Genomic DNA, 13,789 nt, shown 5'->3' with positions numbered 1-13,789 from the left:
ACGAGATGAACCAGTTCAACGCCTCCCGTCAGCCGATGCAAGCACAGCGAGCGAACGCCGCGCCCGGCGGCACTGAGGCGCGCAAGCTCGCCGAGCAGCTGATGGATGCGATGAACGCCCTGCTCGGACTGATCGAGCGCGAGACCGAGCTCGTTCGCGCCGGCAAGGTCCGCGAGGCGATGACGCTCGAGAGCAAGAAGCAGGAGCTGTCGCGCAATTACGTCGGCGCCGTCAGCGAGCTGAAGGCGAACCAGGCCCAGTTGGCGAAATCCGCGCCCGAGCTGCTGTCGACGCTGCATCGCCACCACGATGCGTTCCGCGCGATGCTCCAGGTCAATCTCACCGTGCTCGCGACCGCGCATGCGGTCTCCGAGAGCGTCGTACGCGGCGTCAATGCCGAGATCCAGAAGCGTAACGTGCCGAATACCTATACGGCGGCCGGCCGCCGCGCAGCTCCGGGCCCGCGTCACATCACGCCGCTCGCGGTCAGCCGCTCGCTCTGAGCGCACGCAATCACAAACGACAATTTTACGAAAAGCCGCGCGGCGACATCGTCGCGCGGTTAGGCACGTTTGCTAACCGGGTGTTCAATCCTGGTGTTCCATGGTTGCGCATTGAGAGGGGTTGGGATTTGACTCACGTGAGGCAACCAGGAGGCTGCCATGAGTACAGATTTCAGCATCCGGCCGGTGGGGATACCGGCCCCCGCGCAGATCGTGCCGACGTCGAATTCGGCGGCGAACGAGGCCGTGCAGACTGATTTGCCGGTCAGCCAAACGGTCGCCGCGAGCGATACGAGCGCGGCCGTGCGCAACGATCTCCCGAACAATCAGAATATCTCGCGCCAGGTCGTGTTCGACCAGGCGGCCGCCTCGTTCGTTTTTCAGGTGGTCAACGACAAGACCGATGCAGTGGTCAACCAGTTCCCCGATGAAGCGATGCTGCGCCGGCGGGCTTATTTCCATGCAGAGGATCTGAAGTCCCAGCCCTCGCGTCCGCTCAATACGGATGTCAGCGCCTGACGTTCAGGTGTCGTGCGTGGCGGCGATGACGTCGGGCTGACGGCCGCGACTGACCGCCGTTACGTCCTCACGGACGGCCGGACAGACCGGCGGCAATGTTGCGGTTGATCTCGATCAGCGGGCGGAAGTGATCGAACTGCGGGCTCATCTGGAGCGCGGCGGTCTGGCTCAGAACGAACACGCTGATGTTGGCGATCTTCTGCCGGACTTCGATCGGCTGCGGATTGGTGTCGCGCATCGCCTCGCTCAGGAAGATCGTCCAGAGCTTGCGGTTGAACATCAGGGCGTGACTGGTCAACTCGCTGAAGGGATCGGCACTGTTGACGGCGTCCTGAAGCTTGTTGGCGGCCTTCAGCAGGGTTTGCGCTTCGATGTCCCGGGGAGAGGCGGTGGTCGTTGCGACGCGCGCGTAAGCCGAGGCAGCGGAATTCGACATCAATCACACCTTGGAGGTTTACCTAGCCCGTTGAACGCGCTTAAGGATTTCTTTCCCAACCCTAGGCAGCACCGCTTAAGATTTGCTTACGTGTGTGCTTGGAAGCCCTCCGCATTATTACGGGCCGCGGAGTCCTTCGTCAGCGAAGCTAGATGCGCACATGGGTGGTGTAAACACGCCTCGCATGATGCGCATCAATCTCGGCTAATCCTGCCTTAGCGATCTCCATAAAAACGGCGGAGCATCAGCTCCGCCGTGACGTTTCAGTATCCTGCGATGCGAAACTAGCGGAGCAGCTGGAGCACGCTCTGCTGCGACTGGTTGGCCAGCGACAGCGCCGAGACCGCGATCGACTGGCGGGTCGACAGCGCCTGGCTGTTGGCCGCTTCCTCGTTGGTGTCGGCCAGCGTCAGGTTGGACGAGCCGGTCTGCAGCACGTTGATCAGGTTCTTGGAGAAGTCCTGACGCACCTGCACGATCGAGAGATTGGAGCCGAGCGCAGAACCTTCCGAGCGCAGCGTGCTCGAGGCCGCGTTGAGGCTCGCGAGCACCTTGTTGGTGGCACCGTTGTCGATGAAATCGACGCCGTTGACGAGGTTGGAAAGGCCAAGGCCCGCCGCGTTGAACACCACGCCATTGATGCCGAGCGTCGAGCTGCCGGTCTCGTTAAAGATCAACTTCAGCGTATCGCCGTTGAGCAGGTTCACCCCGTTGAAGGAGGCGTCCTGCGACGTCGTGTCGATCTGCGCCAGGATATTGTTGAACTGGTTGACGAGGTTCGAGCGCGCCGTCTGCGCGACCGGATCCTGGATCGGCGGCTGGGCCGTCGTGAAGGCAACCGTGGCGGTGATCGTGCCACCGACGACGCCGCCGGCGGTCACCGAGCCGAGCGTCGAAGAGGCGTATTCGTTGACGGTGGTGATCGTGAGCACGCCGTTGGCGTCGATCGTCGCCGTGAGGTGGTTCGCCTGGAGCTGCGAGTTCAGCTGGTCGAGCGTCTTGACGGTGCCGTTGGTGCCGTCACCGAAGGTGACGTTGACCGGCGTGCCGCCGTTGAAGGAGGTAAACGTCAAGGTCTTGCCCGAGATGCTGCCTGCTCCCGGCGCGCGTCCCGCGGTGAAGGCCGTGCCGGTGCCGGTGGGACCGGTCAGACCGAACGAGGACAGCGCGTTGCCCGTTCCGGTGATCGACAGATCCGCCGTGGTGCCGGTGCTGAGCTTGAGAGCGCCGTTCACGACCGAGGACAGCGACGAACCGCTTGCCGCAACCACGGCGGCGCCGCTGACGGTGCCGGCTCCCGATGCCAGGTCGATCGCATTCAGCGAATCCTGAACGGTTGCGCCCTGGAGATAGACAATGGAGTTGCCATTGTTGTCCGTGACGATGTTGCCGATCTTGGTCGACCCCGTCGGAGCGGCAGCAGGCGCAGCCGCGTTTTTGAACGTGACGGTTTTGCCATCCACATTGAGCGTGGAACCGTCCTGAACGAGGGTGCCCAGCGTCGCCGAGGTCGTCAGGCGCGCTTTGGTCACATTGACATTGCCGGAGCCGGTCGCGGTGGTCAGACCGAGCGCCTTGAGGAAGTCGGCCTTGCCGGTGATGCTGAGGTCGGAGCCCGTACCAGTGGTGAGGGTGAGAACACCAGAAGCGATGGAAGCGTTGGCGCCGGACGAGTTCGACAGCGTCGCGGTACCGCCCGTGATGGCAGCCTTTTGCACACCACTCGCAAGGTCGATCGCATCCGTCACATCCTGGACGGTTGCGGCCGGAGCGGCGTTTGTGCCGAGGTAAACCGTCGAGTTGCCATTGCCGTCGGTGACGATGTTGTTGTTCTTGCCGGAGCCGGCAGGAACGTTGGCGACCGCAGGCGCAGCGCCGGCCCTGAAGGTGATGGTCTTGCCGTCGACGACGAGCACATCGCCATCCGACGGAGCGCCGTTCGTGGCGATGGTAGTCGCGCTGGGCGTGCCGAGCAGGGTGAGACCCGGCGCCAAGCTTGCTGCGGTGCCGGCACCATCAGGAGCAGCCGAACCGACCAGCGACTGCGAGATGCCGCCGAGCGTGGTCGCGGTGGTGGCCGGTGTGGTGCCGCCGGCGGTACCGTTGGTGACGACATTGCCGGTTGCCGTTGCGTAGGTATAGCTCGTCGTGCCGCGCAGATCGGCCGGCGTCGCGCCGGGGATCGTGGTCGAGATGTTCGACTTGGTCGAATAGCCGACCGTGGTCTGGAGCGCCTGGTTGGCGATCGACTTGGCGCTGTCAATCAGCTTTTGCAGCGAGGTGATGCCGGTGTTGGCGGCCTGCAGCACCTGCACACCGTTGTTGATGCCGTCGAGGAGATTGCTGATGTCGCTCGCCCGGTTGTCCAGCCCCTGTGCGGTGAAGAAGTTGGTCGGGTTGTCGAGCGCGGTGTTGACCTTTTTCCCGGTCGAAAGGCGCTGCTGCGTCGTGGACAGCAGGTCGGCCGTCGACTGCAGTGACAACAGGTTCTGGCGAACTGACGCCGAGAGAACGATGTTGGACATTGGCGGGTCTTCCTTTTGAACCGGATACGAATCGGGGGCTCGCCGATCTGGAAAGCGGGCTTTTGTCCAGTTTTAGGGGCTGTCCTTTAAAGTATGGTTAACGGCGGTTTAAGGGATACGGTTAATGCCGGGTTAGCGCCCTCCTCCGCCCCGGATCCGCGGACTCTGCACCCTCCGGCACACGCAAAAAAAGCGGCGGGGCCGAAGCCCCGCCGCCGGTTTTAGTTTGTGATTTCAGCCGCTTATTAGCGGAGCAGCTGGAGCACGCTCTGCTGCGACGTGTTGGCCAGCGACAGCGCCGAAACTGCGATCGACTGGCGGGTCGACAGCGCCTGGCTGTTGGCCGCTTCCTCGTTGGTGTCGGCCAGCGTCAGGTTGGACGAGCCGGTCTGCAGCACGTTGATCAGGTTCTTGTTGAAATCCTGACGCACCTGCACGACCGAGAGGTTCGAACCCAGCGTCGAGGCTTGCGAGCGCAGCGTGCTCGAGGCCGAATTGAGGCTGGTGAGCACGCGGTTGGTGGCCGAATTGTCGATGAAGTCGGTGCCCTGGACCAGCGACGCCAGACCGAGCCCCTTCGAGTTGAAGGTCACACCTGTGATGCTCAGGCTCGACTTGGCGGTCTCGTCGAACACCAGCTTGAGCTGATCGCCGTTGAGCAGGTTGACGCCGTTGAACGACGAGTCGACCGAGGTCGTGTCGATCTGCGTCAAGATGTTGTTGTACTGCGCAACCAGGTTGGAGCGTGTGGCCTGAGCGACGGCATCCACAGTCGGCGTGGTCGCGTTGGTCCAGGTCAGGGCCGTCGTGATCGTGCCGCCGATCGCACCGCCCGCGATGGCGGATCCGATCGTCGAGGACGCAAAGTCGTTGATCGCAGACACCGTGAGCAGGCCGTTAGCGTCGATCGTGGCCGTCAGGTTGTTGGCCTGAAGCGCGGTGTTGAGCTGATCCAGCGTCTTGACCGTGCCGCCGGTGCCGTCGCCGAAGGTGACGTTGACCGCCGTACCGCCATTGAAGGAGGCAAAGGTCAAGGTCTTGCCCGAAACACCGCCGGCCGACGCGGAGCGGCTCGCCGAGAACGCGGTGCCGGTGCCGGTCGAGCCGGTGAGGCCGAGCACGGACAATGCGTTGCCCGAACCGGTGATCGACAGATCCGAGTTCGCGCCGGTCGAAATGTGCAGCGAACCGGCAACCAGCGAGGACGCGGTCTGGCCGCTGGCCGTCGACAGGGTCGCAGCACCCGAAGCAATGGTTGCGGTCTGCACGCCGGTGGCGAGATCAACCGCGCTCAGGATGTCGGCCACGGTGCCCTTGTTCAGGTAGACGATCGAGTTGCCGTTGCCGTCGGTGACGACGTTGCCGGTGACGCCAGATCCCGTAGGCACATTGGCCGCGGCCGGCGTGCCGCCGTTCTTGAACGTAATGGTCTTGCCATTGACGTTCAGGGTCGATCCGTCGCTGATCAGCGAACCAAGGCTGCCGGTGGCCGTGGTCCGGGCCGCCGTGATGGTCGTGTTGCCGGAGCCGGTCGCAGTGGTCAGACCGAGCGCCTTCAACAGGTCAGCCTTGCCGACGACGCTGAGATCGGCGCCAGTCGAGCTGTTCAGCGTGATCTTGCCGGCGGTGATGGAAGCTGCGGTCTGGCTGGTGTTGTTGGCATTGATCGTGGCAACGCCGGCCGCGATCGTGGCACCGCGGGTGCCCGCCGCAAGGTCAACCGCCTTCAGGACGTCGCCGACCGTCGCCGTCGAGTTGGTCGCGCTTGCACCGAGATAGACGATCGAATTGCCATTGCCGTCGGTGGCAATGCTGCCGGTACCGCCGCCATCCACGCCGTAACCAGCCGGCAAGGAATTGGGTGATCCGGTCACGCCCGGCGCTGCGCCGGCCTTGAACGTGATCGAGTGGCCGTCGACCGTGAGCGTCGTTCCGTCGGTGAAGAGCGAGGTTGCGCCCGTGCTCAGACCTGCGGTGGCTGGGGCAGCGCCGTCACCATAGATCAGGGTCGAGGTGGTGATCGCCGCCGGGGTGCCCTGGTTGTCATTGACCGCCGCGGTCCCGACATAAGAAGCGGCCGTACCGCCGAGCGTGGTCGAGCCCGTCGCCGCGGTGACGCCGCCGGCAGCACCGGAGAACAGCACGTTGGATTGCGCGGTCGCGCTGGTGTAGGTCGTGGTGCCGCGCAGGTCGGAGGCCGTCGCACCGGCGATCGTGGTCGAGACGTTCGACTTGCTGGAGTAACCGACCGTGGTCTGCAGCGCCTGGTTGGCGATCGACTTCGCGGAGTCCAGCAGCTTCGACAGCGAGGTGATGCCGGTGTTGGCGGCCTGCAGCACCTGCACGCCGTTGGCGATCCCATCGAGCAGGTTGTTGATGTCGCTGGCACGGTTGTCGAGCGACTGCGCCGTGAAGAAGTTGGTGGGGTTGTCGAGCGCCGAGTTCACCTTCTTGCCGGTCGACAGGCGCGACTGGGTGGTGGCGAGCAGGTCGGCGGTGGACTGGAGAGAGAGCAGGTTCTGGCGAACCGACGCAGAGAGAACGATACCGGACATAACTCTTACCCTTCTGGTTTACGCGTCTTCGTTCGATCGCTTCGGATCGAGTGACGGGCACAGCCTGCGCGGACATGGCTAACAAAGGGTGAAACGAGCCTTGCCCACATAAGCGCCGATTCACCATAAACTGGCGAGCGGCGCCACGCGGTCGGGCAATCAGACTGAAATCATTGGCGATTCTCTGCGCTTACGCTCCATTAACCATAACCGACGGTTACTTTCCGGAGCTCTGCCGGAGGTATTTCGAAGCCGAACGCCAACAAAAAAAGCGGCGGGGCCGAAGCCCCGCCGCCATGAGTTGATTACGATGTCAGCCGCTATTAGCGGAGCAGCTGGAGCACGCTCTGCTGCGACTGGTTGGCCAGCGAGAGCGCGGAGACCGCGATGGACTGGCGGGTCGACAGCGCCTGGCTGTTGGCCGCTTCCTCGTTGGTGTCGGCCAGCGTCAGGTTCGACGAACCGGTCTGCAGCACGTTGATCAGGTTCTTGTTGAAGTCCTGACGCACCTGCACGACCGAGAGGTTCGAACCAAGGGTCGAAGCTTCCGAACGCAGCGTGCTCGAGGCCTTGTTCAGATTCGTCAACACCTTGTTGGTGGCGGAGTTGTCGATGAAGTCGGTGCCCTGCACCAGGCCGGCCAGACCGAGACCCTTCGAGTTGAAGGTCACGCCGGTGATGTTCAGGCTCGACTTGCCGGTCTCGTCGAACACCAGCTTGAGCTGATCGCCGTTGAGCAGGTTGACGCCGTTGAACGAAGCATCCAGCGAGGTCGTGTCGATCTGGGTCAGGATGTTGTTGTACTGAGACACCAGGTTGGTACGAGTGGCCTGGGCAACCGCGTCAGCAACCGGCGCGGTGGCATTTGACCAGGTCAAGGCCGAGGTAATCGTGCCGCCGATCGTGCCGCCGGCGGCGGCCGAGCCGAGCGTCGAGGACGCATAGTCGTTGGTCGCAGATACCGTGAGCAGGCCGTTGGCATCGATCGTGGCCGACAGGTTGTTCGCCTGCAGCGCCGTGTTGAGCTGATCGAGCGTCTTGACCGTGCCGCCGGTGCCGTCGCCGAAGGTGACGTTGACCGCCGTGCCGCCGTTGAAGGAGGTGAAGGTCAAGGTCTTGCCCGAGACGCCGCCGGAGGCCGCGCTGCGGCTCGCCGTGAAGGCGGTGCCGGTGCCGGTCGAGCCGGTCAGACCGAGCGCCGACAGCGCGTTGCCCGTGCCGGTGATCGACAGATCCGCGTTCGCACCAGTCGAGATGTGCAGCGCGCCAGCCACGATCGAGGACGCGGTCTGGCCGCTGGCTGTGGCCGGGGTCGCAGCACCCGAAGCGATGGTCGCGGTCTGCACCCCAGTGGCGAGATCGACCGCGGTCAGAATGTCGGCGACGGTACCCTTGTTCAGGTAGACGGTCGAATTGCCGCTGCCATCGGTGACGATGTTGCCGGTGACGCCGGACCCGGTCGGCACGTTCGCAGCAGCCGGCGTGCCACCGTTCTTGAACGTGATGGTCTTGCCGTTGACGTTCAGCGTTGAGCCGTCGCTGATCAGTGAGGCAAGGCTGCCCGTGGCGGTTGTACGGGACGCGGTGATGGTCGCGTTGCCGGAGCCGGTCGCAGTGGTCAGACCAAGGGTCTTCAAGAGGTCGGCCTTGCCGACGACGGAGAGGTCAGCACCTGTCGAGGTCTCGAGCGTGATCTGACCACCGGTGATCGACGACGGGGTCTGGCTGGTGTTCGTGGTGATCGTTGCAGCACCCGAAGCGACAACAGCATTCTTGACCCCGCTGGCGAGATCGATCGCGGAGAGAACGTCGCCGACGGTCGCGGTCGAGTTGGTCGCGCTCGCACCGAGATAGACGATCGAGTTGCCACTGCCATCAGTGGCGATGTTGCCGCTGACGCCGTAACCGGCCGGAGCACTTGCCGCCGCCGGGGCAGCGCCCGACTTGAAGGTGATGGAATGGCCGTTGACCGTGAAGCTCGTGCCGTCGGTGAACTGAGTTGCAGCCCCGGTGCTCAGACCTGCGGTGGCCAGCGCTGCGCCGTCGCCATAGAGCAGCGTCGAGGCGGTGATGTTCGCCGGGGTGCCCTGGTTGTCCTTCACGACTGTGGGGCCAGTCACACTGCCGATGGTGCCTCCGAGGGTGGTGGCGCCGGTCGCCGCCGTGGCGCCGCCGGCCGCGCCGGAGAACAGCACGTTGGATTGCGCGGTCGCGCTGGAATAGGTCGTGGTGCCGCGCAGGTCGGTCGAGGTCGCGCCCGCGATCGTGGTCGAGACGTTCGACTTGGTCGAATAACCGACCGTGGTCTGCAGCGCCTGGTTGGCGATCGACTTCGCAGAGTCGAGCAGCTTCTGCAGCGAGGTGATGCCGGTGTTGGCGGCCTGCAGCACCTGCACGCCGTTGGCGATGCCATCGAGCAGGTTGTTGATGTCGCTGGCGCGGTTGTCGAGCGACTGTGCGGTGAAGAAGTTGGTGGGGTTGTCGAGCGCCGAGTTCACCTTCTTGCCGGTCGACAGACGCGACTGGGTGGTGGCGAGCAGATCGGCGGTGGACTGGAGGGAGAGCAGGTTCTGACGAACCGAGGAGGAGAGAACGATACCGGACATACTGTTACCTTTCTGGTAGCTACGCGTCCTGTTTGACCGAGATTGATCAAACGACCGGCGGACGGTGCCTCCGAGCCTCTAACAATCCGTGAAATGAAACCTCGGGTTTGTCCGCGTCGGACCCAAAGCGCCTTGCCGCACGCTTGCAGCGCAGGGCTTTTCGTCCGCTCAAGCCATTGACATCGCTATGTTCTTGGACGCGAGCGCGGATCTTTACGAGCCGTTAACCACATTCAGCAAGGATTGGACCCAAATCAGGGCTGGCAGTTGTCGTTCACTGGCACGCGTGCCGCTCGTTACAAAAGGGTTGATGGAGAACAGGCATGGCTCTCAAGGTCGAACTCAAACCGCACGAGCGCATCATCGTCGGTAACTCCGTGATCACCAACACGGACCAGCGCGCCCGCCTTCTGATCGACGGCGACAACGTGCCGATCCTGCGCGAGCGCGACATCCTCACGCCCGAGACAGCCGATACGCCGGCCAAGCTCGTCTATCTGGCGGTCCAGCTGATGTACATCTCGCCGGATCCGCAGACCCAGCACGGCACTTATTTCAACCTCGTCCGCGACATCGTTACCGCGGTGCCGAGCTCCTGGCCGATCATCGAGGGCATCAACAACAACATCATGAGCGGCGACCTCTACCGGGCCCTCAAGGAGGCCCGCAAGCTGATCGCTTATGAAGACAAGCTGCGCGAGCAGTTCGAGGCCGCCCATCCCAAAGGCGACGTCAGCTCCGCCGCCTGAGCGCTTCGCACGTCTCAAAGCACAACGCCCCGGACCAGGTCCGGGGCGTTGTGCTTTGAGCCGCCTTGATGTCACTGCGCCGCGAGCGGCGGCGCCTCGACCTCGATCACGCCGCCGCTGCGCCGTGCACCAAAGTCCAGCACGGCAGCGACCAGCGCATCGATGTCCGTCGCTTCGGTGCGATGATTGACGATGGCAGCGCGGATCGCAAACCTGCCGTTCAGCGTCGTGCTCGACGGTGCCGCAATGCCCAACTCATGGACATCGGCGACGATCTCGCGATTGACCGCGTCATCCGCGCGGTAGCGGAAGCAGACGATGTTGAGGTTCACCGGCGCCAGCAGCTCCAGCCGCGGCTCGGCGAGAACGCGCGCCTCCAGATATTTTGCCAGCGCGCAGCTGCGGGCGATCACGGCGCCAAGGTGATCGGTGCCGAACGTCTTCAGCGTGAACCAGGTCTTCAGCGCCCGGAAGCCGCGCGACAGATCGGGGCCGAGATCGCAGGGCCAGATTGCGCCCGCTGCAAGTCCCCTCGACTCGCGGCTGAGATACGCCGCCGGTTGCGCAAAGGCCTGGCGATGCTGCTCGCCATCGCGCACCAGAAGGAAGCCGGCGTCATAGGGCACCTGCCCCCATTTGTGGAAGTCGAGCGCAATGGAATCGGCAAGCTCAATGCCGCCAAGCAGCGGCGCCAGCTCGGGCGAGAGGATCGCGAGCGCACCGAAGGCGCCATCGACGTGAAACCAGATGCCTTCGTCCCGGCACAGCCGCGCGATCGCCTTGAGATCGTCGATCGCGCCGATATCGACCGTGCCGGCGGAGGCGACGACGAGGAATGGCTTGAAACCGACCTCGCGATCGGTCGCGATCTGCGCCCGCAGCGCTTCGACATCGATGCGATGATCGGTATCCATCCCGACCTTGCGCAGCGCATCGGTGCCAAATCCGGCAATGTCCATCGCGCGCGATATGCAGCCATGCGCGGCTCGCGACGTATAGGCCGTGAGCAACGCGCCATCGTTGCCGATGCCGTGCTGCCGCGCCTGCGTGCCGAGCGCAGCCGTGCGCGCCACCAGCACCGCCATCAGGTTTGCCATCGACGTGCCCGTGACGAAGATGCCGCTCGCACTTTCCGGCAAGGCGAACAGGCGGCGCATCCAGTCGACGATCTGGCGCTCGACCTCGATCGGCATGTGATCGCGCCCGCCGAGATTGGCGTTGAGGCCGGCCGCGAGCATCTCCGCGAGCATGCCGACCGCGGTGCCGCCGCCATGCACCCAGCCCATGAAGCCGGGATGGACATTTCCGGTCGCATAAGGAGCGACATGTTCGGCGAATTGGCGATAGACCTCGGCAAGATCGCTTGCTTCACGCGGCACATCGCTCTTCAATGCGGCGCGGACCTCATTGGGGATCGGCTGCCACACCGGACGCGCACGAATGTTGGCGATGCCGTCGATCGTCTCGTCTAGCATGCGGTGGGCGAGCGCGCGAAACTCGCTCCAGTCCTGCGGATCGAGCGAGGCGCCCGTGACGGAGTCTTGTGTGTTGCGGATGATCTCGTTCATTCTGCGCTCCCCTCACCCGCCTTTGCATGCCGCGACAGCATCGAAGTGAACGCGGCAAAGATCTTGCGCATCTGCGGCGGCTTGTACGGAAACACCACCGGCGAATCCATGTTGTGCACGACGGCGGTGTTGTCGGCCTCGAACACCAGCAGCTCGCCGTTCTGGTTCTCGGCGCAATCGACGATGAAATAATCGAGACCGACGCGCCTGCTCATCTCGTCGAGTGCAGTCTTGTGGCGCGCGGCGAACACATGGTCGAAGTCTTGCATGAAGACGGCTTCTTCCGCGCGCTTCTCTTCGCTGAACGCCATGTAAGCGTTGAGGTACCAGATGTCCCAGCGATCGGCGATCGCCATGTGGCAGGCATAGGGTTTGCCGTCGACCATGGTGAGGCGGATCTTGCGATAGAGCCCGTCCGGGCTCGCATAATCGACGAAACGCGCGACGAAGAAGTCCTGCTCCTGCCGCTCGGCAAGATAGACCGCGAGCGCTGCCGCATCGTCGATCTTCGCAAGCCCGACGCCGGCATGCGTGCCGCGCGGCCGCACGATCATCGGAAAGTGCAATTCGCCCGTGATCTCCGCACAAGCGATCCGCCCCTCCGACAGAGCCGTCAGTTGCGCGCGCGTCGCGTGGGCGGTCACGGGGATGTCGAGACCGGGGATATCAGCCAGCAGCCGGTACAGCTTGTCGCGGTCGAGATTGCCGATCAGCTCGGGGCGGTTGAGCAGCGGCCGCGGCCAGCGCGGCGCCGCCTTTGCGATCAACGCAAGCGCGTCGCGGCATTCCTCGGAATCGGATGCGACCACGATGGCAACGTCGTGATCAGGCAATGCTTCCGGCAAGCCTGTCGCCTTGGTCACATAGAGTGTCAGGAGCTCGATATCGGAGCCTTCGAGCAGAAATTCAATCGGCGTGTTGCCGCCCATGTCGATGTCGGCTGCAAGCGCAAGCACGCGCAGGCCCGGCTTCGGTGCCGCAGTGGGCGTGCGAAACAGCTGATGGAAGGAGAGCACCTCGGACTGGATCACGAGGCCGGCTTCCTTCTCGCCCATCAGCTGAGCGATCAAGGACAAGTCCAGCCCCTCGCCCGCCAGCGCCGTTCCCTCGGCGATCCGCGCCAACAGCCGCTCGCGCAATGGGTGCAGATCGACACCCTCGAAGGCCTGGCGCGTCAAATGCGCAAAGCCGATGCGGTCGGCATAGTTCGGCGCGGCAAGCGGATGCAACATCTCAAACCTATCAGGCTACGCCGGGATGGCGCGGTACGGTCAAGCAGCAGCTCGATCTTCAGGACATGGGCGACGCGATCGAGCATGCTGCACATTGCGTTGCGCCTGCGCCGTGTCCGGCGACCAGGCTTCGATTTGCAGAAGAGCGCAGCGGCCTTGCGCGAGGCTGGCCTCGATAGCACCCACGACCGCTGGCTCCGCACCGGAGCGCGCAATGCCAGACGCTGCGCGCGAGCCGCTACCAGATGTGCGCTCCAGGACTGGCAGAGGGGATGCGCCGGCGCTCATCCCGGAACGCTCACGCCGCCTCGGCTGCCGCCGCGGGCGCGGCTGCGAATTGCGAGGCGATGTCGCCGTGGAATACGGACGGCCCGACATGGTCGAGCGAGCTCTGGATGTCGGCCCAGATCTCGCCGCCGATATCGGTCCAGCGCTTGCAGAAGGCGAAGTCCTCGGAGAGATAGGTGCCGGTCGCCGGATCGATCATGCATTCGAACAGCGCGAACCGGTTCTGGCTCGCCGTCAGCGTGTCATGTGAATGCTCGCGGAAGAATTGCAGCTTGGCATAGTCCGGATGGCGGCACATCGTCTCCAGCACGTGGCGGCGGATCATCAGGAAGCCGGTGCCGGCGTAGCGCACGCGCGTAAAGCCGTTGACCACGACGATACGGTCGGGGTCCTCGACCTCGAGTACGTAGTCGAGCGAGGCCGCGCCCACATCAGTGCGGCGGGCGTCGATCGCGCGCCTCGCCTTGTCCCAGTTGACCCGCTTGATCGGATAGCAGCCGGCGACGACGTCCGCTCCGCATTCGATCAGCCGAAACACCTGCTCCGGCCTGAAGCCGATGTCGGCATCGATGAACAGAAAATGGGTTGCCTTGGAATCGTCCAGGAACATCGCGGCCAGATTGGCCCGCGCCCGCGTGATCAGCGCGTCGCCGTCACGCATGTGCACCTTGAGCTCGAGATTGGACATGCCGTGCACGGCGCGCTGGAGCGCGAAAATCGAGCTCGCATAGATGCTCGACACCTGCCCTCCGAAGCACGGCGTCGCCACCACCAGTCGCATCGTGTCCGACATCGGCCGCTCGTCCCC

General features: G+C 64.0%; 10 protein-coding genes. 3 read left to right on the top strand and 7 right to left on the bottom strand.

Annotated elements, in window-relative coordinates; all coding sequences use genetic code 11:
• The first annotated feature begins 5 nt into the window (after positions 1-5).
• Both JJB99_RS14475 and JJB99_RS14470 read left to right on the top strand, forming a co-directional pair.
• Positions 6-503, top strand: coding sequence for a hypothetical protein (locus tag JJB99_RS14475; protein WP_200499385.1), 498 nt, complete (start codon positions 6-8; stop codon positions 501-503).
• A 159-nt stretch (positions 504-662) separates the two neighbouring features.
• On the top strand, positions 663-1,022 hold the full coding sequence (locus tag JJB99_RS14470; RefSeq protein WP_200499384.1) for a hypothetical protein: 360 nt from the start codon (positions 663-665) through the stop codon (positions 1,020-1,022).
• Positions 1,023-1,089: 67 nt separating this feature from the next.
• Here JJB99_RS14470 and flaF read toward each other — a convergent pair whose 3' ends face one another.
• From flaF to JJB99_RS14450, 4 genes are all read right to left on the bottom strand, one after another.
• Positions 1,090-1,458 (bottom strand): flagellar biosynthesis regulator FlaF, encoded by a 369-nt coding sequence (gene flaF / locus JJB99_RS14465; RefSeq protein WP_200499383.1) that lies wholly within the window; start codon positions 1,456-1,458, stop codon positions 1,090-1,092.
• 284 nt (positions 1,459-1,742) lie between these two features.
• Complete coding sequence (locus JJB99_RS14460; protein ID WP_200499382.1) at positions 1,743-3,983, bottom strand: DUF1522 domain-containing protein; 2,241 nt, start codon at positions 3,981-3,983, stop codon at positions 1,743-1,745.
• Positions 3,984-4,228: 245 nt separating this feature from the next.
• Positions 4,229-6,538, bottom strand: coding sequence for a DUF1522 domain-containing protein (locus tag JJB99_RS14455; RefSeq protein ID WP_200499381.1), 2,310 nt, complete (start codon positions 6,536-6,538; stop codon positions 4,229-4,231).
• 323 nt (positions 6,539-6,861) lie between these two features.
• Entirely contained in the window at positions 6,862-9,144 is a 2,283-nt protein-coding gene (locus JJB99_RS14450; RefSeq protein WP_200499380.1) for a DUF1522 domain-containing protein, read from the bottom strand.
• 323 nt (positions 9,145-9,467) lie between these two features.
• Between JJB99_RS14450 and flbT the strand changes: the two genes are divergently transcribed.
• Positions 9,468-9,893 (top strand): flagellar biosynthesis repressor FlbT, encoded by a 426-nt coding sequence (flbT, locus tag JJB99_RS14445; RefSeq protein WP_200499379.1) that lies wholly within the window; start codon positions 9,468-9,470, stop codon positions 9,891-9,893.
• 71 nt (positions 9,894-9,964) lie between these two features.
• On the opposite strand, the gene JJB99_RS14440 is transcribed toward flbT, so the two are convergent.
• The 3 genes from JJB99_RS14440 to JJB99_RS14430 all read right to left on the bottom strand — a co-directional run bounded on the left by JJB99_RS14440 (position 9,965) and on the right by JJB99_RS14430 (position 13,774).
• Positions 9,965-11,461 carry a pyridoxal phosphate-dependent decarboxylase family protein gene (locus JJB99_RS14440; protein WP_200499378.1) on the bottom strand — a complete coding sequence of 499 codons (1,497 nt, stop codon included), beginning with the start codon at positions 11,459-11,461 and terminating at the stop codon, positions 9,965-9,967.
• Entirely contained in the window at positions 11,458-12,693 is a 1,236-nt protein-coding gene (locus tag JJB99_RS14435) for an ATP-grasp domain-containing protein (RefSeq protein ID WP_200499377.1), read from the bottom strand. Before JJB99_RS14435 ends, JJB99_RS14440 begins: the two co-directional genes overlap by 4 nt.
• 298 nt (positions 12,694-12,991) lie before the next feature.
• Entirely contained in the window at positions 12,992-13,774 is a 783-nt protein-coding gene (locus JJB99_RS14430; RefSeq protein ID WP_200499376.1) for a hypothetical protein, read from the bottom strand.
• Positions 13,775-13,789: the final 15 nt, after the last annotated feature.

Source organism: Bradyrhizobium diazoefficiens (assembly GCF_016616235.1).
In the GTDB taxonomy this organism is placed as follows: domain Bacteria; phylum Pseudomonadota; class Alphaproteobacteria; order Rhizobiales; family Xanthobacteraceae; genus Bradyrhizobium; species Bradyrhizobium diazoefficiens_H.
The sequence above is the reverse complement of the archived record's forward strand: the minus strand, read 5'-3'. Positions and strand labels throughout refer to the sequence as shown.